Annotated in this window: 6 protein-coding genes; 4 read left to right on the top strand and 2 right to left on the bottom strand. The window is 43.7% G+C overall.

All coding sequences use genetic code 11. The features are described 5' to 3' along the window. Positions 1–342: 342 nt before the first annotated feature. Positions 343–1,170: a hypothetical protein gene (locus ACTWPM_RS19495; protein WP_443134648.1), complete on the bottom strand. Its 828-nt coding sequence runs from the start codon at positions 1,168–1,170 to the stop codon at positions 343–345. 372 nt (positions 1,171–1,542) lie between these two features. On the opposite strand from ACTWPM_RS19495, the gene ACTWPM_RS19490 reads away from it, so the two are divergent. Continuing rightward, the gene (locus ACTWPM_RS19490) at positions 1,543–2,376 is read left to right on the top strand and encodes a metallophosphoesterase (RefSeq protein ID WP_443134647.1); all 834 of its coding nucleotides are present in this window, start codon (positions 1,543–1,545) and stop codon (positions 2,374–2,376) included. A gap of 44 nt (positions 2,377–2,420) precedes the next feature. Here ACTWPM_RS19490 and ACTWPM_RS19485 read toward each other — a convergent pair whose 3' ends face one another. Beyond that, the gene (locus ACTWPM_RS19485; RefSeq protein ID WP_443134646.1) at positions 2,421–2,573 is read right to left on the bottom strand and encodes a hypothetical protein; all 153 of its coding nucleotides are present in this window, start codon (positions 2,571–2,573) and stop codon (positions 2,421–2,423) included. Between the two features lie 475 nt (positions 2,574–3,048). Between ACTWPM_RS19485 and ACTWPM_RS19480 the strand changes: the two genes are divergently transcribed. The 3 genes from ACTWPM_RS19480 to ACTWPM_RS19470 all read left to right on the top strand — a co-directional run bounded on the left by ACTWPM_RS19480 (position 3,049) and on the right by ACTWPM_RS19470 (position 6,680). Next, a complete protein-coding gene (locus ACTWPM_RS19480; RefSeq protein ID WP_443134645.1) occupies positions 3,049–4,503 on the top strand; it encodes a UDP-N-acetylmuramoyl-L-alanyl-D-glutamate--2,6-diaminopimelate ligase in 1,455 nt (484 codons plus the stop codon). A gap of 371 nt (positions 4,504–4,874) precedes the next feature. Then, positions 4,875–5,114 (top strand): SHOCT domain-containing protein, encoded by a 240-nt coding sequence (locus ACTWPM_RS19475; RefSeq protein ID WP_443134644.1) that lies wholly within the window; start codon positions 4,875–4,877, stop codon positions 5,112–5,114. Between the two features lie 39 nt (positions 5,115–5,153). After that, positions 5,154–6,680, top strand: coding sequence for a multicopper oxidase family protein (locus ACTWPM_RS19470; protein ID WP_443134643.1), 1,527 nt, complete (start codon positions 5,154–5,156; stop codon positions 6,678–6,680). Positions 6,681–7,006 lie beyond the last annotated feature (326 nt).

Raw genomic sequence — 7,006 nt, 5'->3', positions numbered from 1 at the left:
TGAATGGTGATGGGAAGAGCCGTGTGCGGTAGTACCGCTCGCACGGTTCTGTGAGGAGTGAGGAGCCCTTCTATATGAAAGGCTCCCGCTTACTCGACCGGGAGAAGGAGCTAGGCGAGACCCCACAGGGAGTGATAACGACCGAGGAGGCTTGCCAGTTCCCCCGCAGGAAAGCGAGTTGTTTCCGGAGCCGCCCCAGTCTATATTTTGGCAACGGACCCGAGTTATCTCGAAAATGAGTCTTCCCCAATCCGACCCGATATTTTAATAAAACTGTCTCATTATAAAAAAAGCCAGGAACTTCTGCGCATCAGAAGTTCCTGGCTTATTAAGATGGGTTCATTAGGAGCGTTTGTCACCTGATCTGGAATGGTGTCTTTCTGAAGTTCTCGTACGTGTATCAGACTCCTGAGTCCTGACGTTGGAAAAAGGATCATCGGGGTTTACACTCTTCTTGGATGACTCTGAGGTCTTATCATGGTTGCTGGCGCCAGTTTTATGCTCATGGTTGCGTTTCGTAGTAGAATGATCATCATTACTTCGATGATGGCCTTCAGATTCATGGTGAGCGTCATGATTTCGACTATGTGCTTCAGAAGTATGGTGAGCGTCATGATCATGCTTATTATAAGGTTCAGGATACATAGTCTTATTCTCTGTCTTATTGGTTAGAAAAGCGCGGTAAACTTTGTCCTGGAGTCCCTCTGTTGCTTCAACAATAACAATGACTTTTCCTTCTTTCAGATGGCTCTCGTACATCTGGGCATCCTTCTCAGACATTCCAGCGCCCACAAGCGCACCGACGATACCTCCGCCGCCGGCACCTACTCCAGCGCCAGTAAGAGCAGCAGCGATCGGACCTGCAGCAGCAACCTGGCCGATTCCAGGGATCGCAAGTAAACCTAATCCTGCAATTAAACCGCCGATTCCACCGAGTACACCTCCGGACACAGCACCTAAACCTGCGCCTTTTCCGGTATTTTTACCTCGACCACCTTTATTGGAGCTCACAGGTGTGTCCATTTCGTCTTCTAACACGGCTACTTTACTTTTATCTTTTGCAAAAACAGATATATTATCGGATCCATATCCGTGATATTGGAGATCCGAAATAGCTTGTTCGGCATTTCCTACTTTACTAAATACGCCGCCTATAATTTTCTTATCCATAAATGGTGCCTCCTTTTGTTTCTTCCAATAATATTCCATACCCCAAAAGTAGAGGAGTAAGCTTTCAAATAAGCAAAATAAGCAGTTAGTAGGAAAGGCGCTTAAAGCTGTGCTTACGCTTGTTGAGCTCTGAATGATTTTGCTCATTCACCAGGAGTCCTCCGTTTTCCACGCTGGAAAGTGATCCATTGGCAGGACGTCACTTTTTACGGAAAATGAAAAAATGGCAGAATTGAGAACTAACCCCGGATTTCCTTAGACTTCCAATTTATAAACCAAAAGAATCAGGGTAAATTTCTTATTACTTGAAACATTTAGTAGTAACGCTCGTCTCATGTATGAGAGAATCTTTAGAGAGCAAGGAGGTACGCCATGAAAATAAGACTCGGTTTCTTAGCGCTGATGATCCTACTAGGTGCCGCTGCGGTTGGAAAAGCGGTTTACGACACCAATGTATTTAAAGTCAATCACGTAAATTTTGAAAGCAGTGAGTTTCCCGTGGGGGAAAAGCTTGATATTCTGCAGGTTTCAGACTTACATAATAAAGTTTTTGGAGACGATAATAAGAAATTAGTGAGCAAGGCTGAAGAGTTGGATCCTGATGTGATTGTAATTACAGGAGATTTGGTTGACCACAGTACAGAGCAGTTTCAGGATGTTTTTAACCTGATAGAAAAATTGAAAGCCGTCCAGGAAGAGATTTATTATGTATCGGGCAATCATGAATGGGAAAACGAAGGTACAGAGGAATTGTTTCAGGGGCTTAGGGAAAGAAACGCAACGATGCTCGACAATACAAACGCTGCATTCAAACGGGAGAATACCACGATAAATATTGCCGGGATCGCAGACAGCTCTACAGATCATGAAGATATGAATCAAGCATTTACCGGTATAGATGACCAATCTTATACCATTCTGCTGTCTCATTCTCCGAACGTTATTACAAAATATGATGATATTCCCGCCGACTTAATTTTAAGCGGGCATACGCACGGCGGGCAGGTCCGCTTCCCTTTGATTGGAGCAGTAGTCGCTCCTGATCAAGGCTTATTTCCAGATTTGACTAAAGGCATGTATCAAGTAAGTCAGGGTTCAAGGCTTTATATTGACAGCGGCCTTGGGACGAGTATGATTCCTGTGCGGTTTTGGAATCAGAGCCAGATGAGTTTAATTACGATCTCAAGTTCAAAGGAAGCGAGCTAACCGCGTGTCCTTGCAGGGTTTTGATCATGAGGAGAACAATTGAATTAGAAGGCGTCCAGAATCGTACCGACGAGTCGCGCGAAACCTTTCCACAGCAAACTCAGGAGGCGCACAGGTAAAAAAATCAGCTCAGGGATCCCTGTAGAAAATATCTCCAGGATATCCCTTTTATGAAACTTTCTCCGTTTCATATTCATTGAACGTAACTCCTTTCCATTTATTTCTTGTTGTTAGGTATTACGAATGATACAGGGAAAGTGTTTCAGTTTTATCTTGGAGGAGCTCATAATGCTTCCTGCATATTTCCACTGAAAAAGGCTTATTTTTCAATACGGAAAAAGGATCCAGTTCCTACTTATAGCTGATGTATAATAGGAAACAATCTATGTTAAGATACGGGGCAAGGGTAAGACACTCGTCATTAGGATGGGTGTCTTTTTGTTAGGATTACGATAGGTGCTTCTCGTAAGATAACTTTACCAAAAGTAGAGAGATGCACAGAAACTGCACAAATTTTTCATTAAATAAGGCTATGGGGAAGCTGGGGATGATTGTAATAGAAGAACTCTTACTATAGGACCGTTATCTGGGGTGAGAAATCCAGGTGCATCCCTGCCCAATTCAAGCATACAGCCTTATACGAAAATAAGATTTATATAAAGGAGAGCCATCATGAAACTCCAGGAATTAGTCTATGAACTTGAAACAAAAATGGAAGTTACGAATAAACAAGTGGACGAAACCATACAAATCCGAGGTTTAGCAGATAATACCAATCAGATCGAGGAAGGTTATCTGTTTATAGCAATCAAGGGGTTTATGAAAGATGGCCATACCTATATACAAGAAGCGATTCAAAAAGGAGCGTCTGTCATCATAGGTGAAGAAGATCTCCAAAATGAAGAGATTCCCTATGTACAAGTCAAGAATGCAAGACGGGCTTTAGGAATTATCAGCAGCAAATATTATCATCACCCTTCACGAAATAAAACACTGATCGGGATCACAGGAACCAATGGAAAAACGACTACCAGCTATCTGGTCAAGCATATATTAGCGTCCCTGGGACATTCATGTGCTTTATTTGGATCGATTCATAACATTATTAACGGAGTGGACTATCCATCTCAACATACAACTCCCAATTCCCTTGAAATCAACCGGATGTTAGCTGATAGCAAAGATGACGTGGTCGTTATGGAGGTCACGTCACACGCTTTAACTCAATATCGTGTGGAAGGATTATCCTATGATCTGGCTCTTTTCACGAACCTATCTCATGACCATCTGGACTACCACGCTTCTATGGAAGAATACTTTGAAGCGAAGAAAATGTTATTTGATCTGTTGAAAAGTGATGGAATAGCGGTGATCAATACGGATGACTCATGGGGAGAGAAATTGGCGGAGACCTTACAGGAAGAAGGCACATCCACATATCGTATAGGAGAAATGAGCGGAAGTGACTTCCGCATTGTGGGATCGAACCTTAATCCGCCGCGTGTAAAAGTCCAAGAAAAAAATGAGATTGCTGCTATCCATTCGAACATGTACGGGACGCATAATATGTACAACGTGACCATGGCTTATGCCGCAGCTAAAGTGTTGGGATCAAATCCAGCAGAGATTCTGCGCGCCATTCAGAATTTTGAAGGAGTAAAAGGACGCTTTCAAATCATGACCCACCATGAAGTGAATTTTGTTATCGACTATGCTCATACCCCGGACGCCATCTTTCACTGCTTAAGCACGGCCAGACAGGGTGGGGCTCGGAAAGTTATTCACGTCTTTGGCTTCAGGGGAGATCGGGACCGGACGAAACGGCGCGAGATGATTACCATCACTTCTGAAATAAGTGATCACTATATTTTGACGTTTGATGACTTAAATTCTGTTTCAAAGGAAGATATGGAAGAAGAACTGCATCATCTGCAAAACGAACATGGAAATGAAAAAGGGCAGATTGTAACGGATCGGACAAAAGCAATCAAACAAGCCATGGAACTAGCGGAGGCAGGAGACTGGGTTTTGATCACGGGTAAAGGAAATGAAGTTTATCAGCAACGGTACGAGATACCTGCGGAATCAGATGAAGACATGATTAAAAATTTAGCTTACCAGCGATAGCAGATGCTCGTTTAAACGAGCCGCTTACCGCGGTTGCTGATTTGTAGCAGAGACCGCGGTAAGCGAACCATAGGTAAGTCCTCGCCTGTTAAAAGTCACCATTGAGATTAGACTGTCCTTCTAAAGAGAAGGGTGGTCTTTTTACTTGTCTATGTTATTTAAGACTAAGCAGAGGTTCTGCACAGATTTTGCAAAGGTATCTACTACTATAAGTGTACATACCGTTATGAAAGAAAGTGAGTAGATGATGTCATAACGCTATGATGAAAAAACTCGTGCCACGATAAAAAACTGCAAACTCTAGGAAAGTTTTATTTTTTTTAGTTATTTAATATACCTTCCGCGGTATGGGTATGTAAAAGGAGAGAGAGGTGATCGTAATTATGAATGGAATGATGAATGGAAGCGGAATGGGCGGAGGCTTTTTTGGGTTTGGGTTGATCAGTATCTTAGTTATTGCGGCGATCATTGTGATCGTGGTTTGGATGATGAAGCCTGGTAAAAATCAAACCTCATCCTCAGATTCACTGGAAACTTTAAAAAAACGCTTGGCCAAAGGCGAAATAACAGAAGAAGAATATGACCGCCTGAAGAAAAAGCTGGAACAGTGAAAAGAAAAGGGAGCATTAGTTAAAGAAGAGGTGAAAGGAATGAATCGAAAGTGGGTGGGCTCATTTCTCATTATACTTTTGCTGGCTTTTGATGTTTGGTTGTTCTTCAACTCTCCCTTCAGTACAAGCAAGCAAACACTCCCTGCAGAAGTAAAGAAGGATGGCACAAGCATTCTGGATATTGGGAACCAGGAGGCGGGAAGTCGCTCGGTTAAGAAGTTCAGTCTGACGGCCCAGGAGAAAGAGTGGCAGATCAATGCAGATAAAAGTGTGAGTGCCTGGACATATAATGGCACGGTGCCAGGCGAACCGCTCCGCGTGACGGAAGGTGACTTTGTAAAAGTTCACTTGAAAAATGAGTTGAACGTTCCCGTGACGATCCACTGGCATGGCATGATTTTACCTAATCAAATGGACGGGGTTCCCGGGTTGACCCAGGATGCGGTTCAGCCTGGGGAATCATTCACATATGAATTCATTGCGAACGATGCCGGCACGTACTGGTATCACTCGCATCAACATAGTTCCAAGCAAGTGGATAAAGGATTGTACGGTGCATTTATCATCGAAGAAGATGCCCCGGCCTATCAACAAGAGCAGACATATATGTTAGATGAATGGGCGGTTAATCAGGATAAACAGAATTTAACCAATATGGGCGGTATGATGATGGGATCTATGTCTGGCGATGGGGAGGCAGATACAAAGCAGATGTATGATACATTAACGGTCAATGGAAAGTCAGGGGAAGCTATTGAACCGCTTAAAATGGACGCAGGAGAAACCGCGAGGCTCCGGTTTGTTAATGCAGGGTATCAGCAGCACCGTCTAGTATTCCCTGAAGGATCTATGGAAGTGATAGCTGCCGATGGCGAGAAGGTTGCAAGCGAAGGATCGTCATCGAATATGCTTGAAATCGCTCCAGGGGAGCGAATCGATGTAGCCTTTACCAAACAGGGAGAGGAAACAGAGGTGATTGGCGAGGATCCGCAAACACAGAATGCACAGGATATGAAAATACCGGTGGTTTCAGAAAGTAATGGGGATTCTTACGCCTACAACCAGTTATCGGTTTCTTCCGCTTCCTCAAAGGTAACGGGAACCTCTAGCGGAAGTGAGGACGTGCTATTTAAAGAGACCCCTGAAAGTGACGTATCCTATCATATGGATCTAAGTATGGGGATGGATATGGGGGAAGGTATGGTCTTCCAGATTAATAATAAAGTTTTCCCTGATACGCCGCTTATCCCCGTGAGTGAAGGGGATGTGGTTAAAGTGAGGATTACGAATTCGGGAAGATTAAACCACCCGATGCATTTACATGGACACCGGTTTCAAGTGGCTTCGAAAAACGGCGAGGCCTATGAGAATCCTATTGTAAAAGATTTGATTCACGTGAAACCAGGTGAAGAATATACGATTTACTTTAAAGCGAGTAATAGAGGAGAGTGGCTGTTCCACTGTCATGACAATAATCATGCGGATCTTGGAATGGTAACAATCGTAGATTATCAAAGCGTATATTCCCCTTTTAAATTAGGCGGTGAGAATAATAACCAGCCGTGATTAAGATGAGGCTCTGTTAAAGATAATTGTTGATTTATCGTATAAAGCTTATTACGCAATAGGGCCGGATAGTTGAAGACTCGATTTCGAGATAAATCGTGGTCCGTTACGATATAAGGAGGAGGCTGGTGGGGAAATAACTCGCTTTCCTATGGGGGGAACGGTGAGCTTCCTCGCTCGTTTCACTCCCTGCGGGATCTCACCTAGTCCCTTCTCCCATGGGAGTCTCGCCATTTCCCCACCAACCCAGCCACGGGAGAATAACGGATCCTCTGAAAAGAGAGTATCCTATCCTCCTTATCCCGCCTGAATGCTTATATAACAGG

It is taken from the genome of Halobacillus sp. K22, from assembly GCF_052246795.1.
In the GTDB taxonomy this organism is placed as follows: Bacteria; Bacillota; Bacilli; order Bacillales; family Halobacillaceae; genus Halobacillus.
The sequence above is the reverse complement of the archived record's forward strand: the minus strand, read 5'-3'. Positions and strand labels throughout refer to the sequence as shown.

Coding starts and splice junctions, on each gene's coding strand:
- ACTWPM_RS19495 (WP_443134648.1), bottom strand. CDS start 1,170: ATGGATAAGAAAATTATAGGCGGCGTATTTAGTAAAGTAGGAAATGCC.
- ACTWPM_RS19490 (WP_443134647.1), top strand. CDS start 1,543: ATGAAAATAAGACTCGGTTTCTTAGCGCTGATGATCCTACTAGGTGCC.
- ACTWPM_RS19485 (WP_443134646.1), bottom strand. CDS start 2,573: ATGAATATGAAACGGAGAAAGTTTCATAAAAGGGATATCCTGGAGATA.
- ACTWPM_RS19480 (WP_443134645.1), top strand. CDS start 3,049: ATGAAACTCCAGGAATTAGTCTATGAACTTGAAACAAAAATGGAAGTT.
- ACTWPM_RS19470 (WP_443134643.1), top strand. CDS start 5,154: ATGAATCGAAAGTGGGTGGGCTCATTTCTCATTATACTTTTGCTGGCT.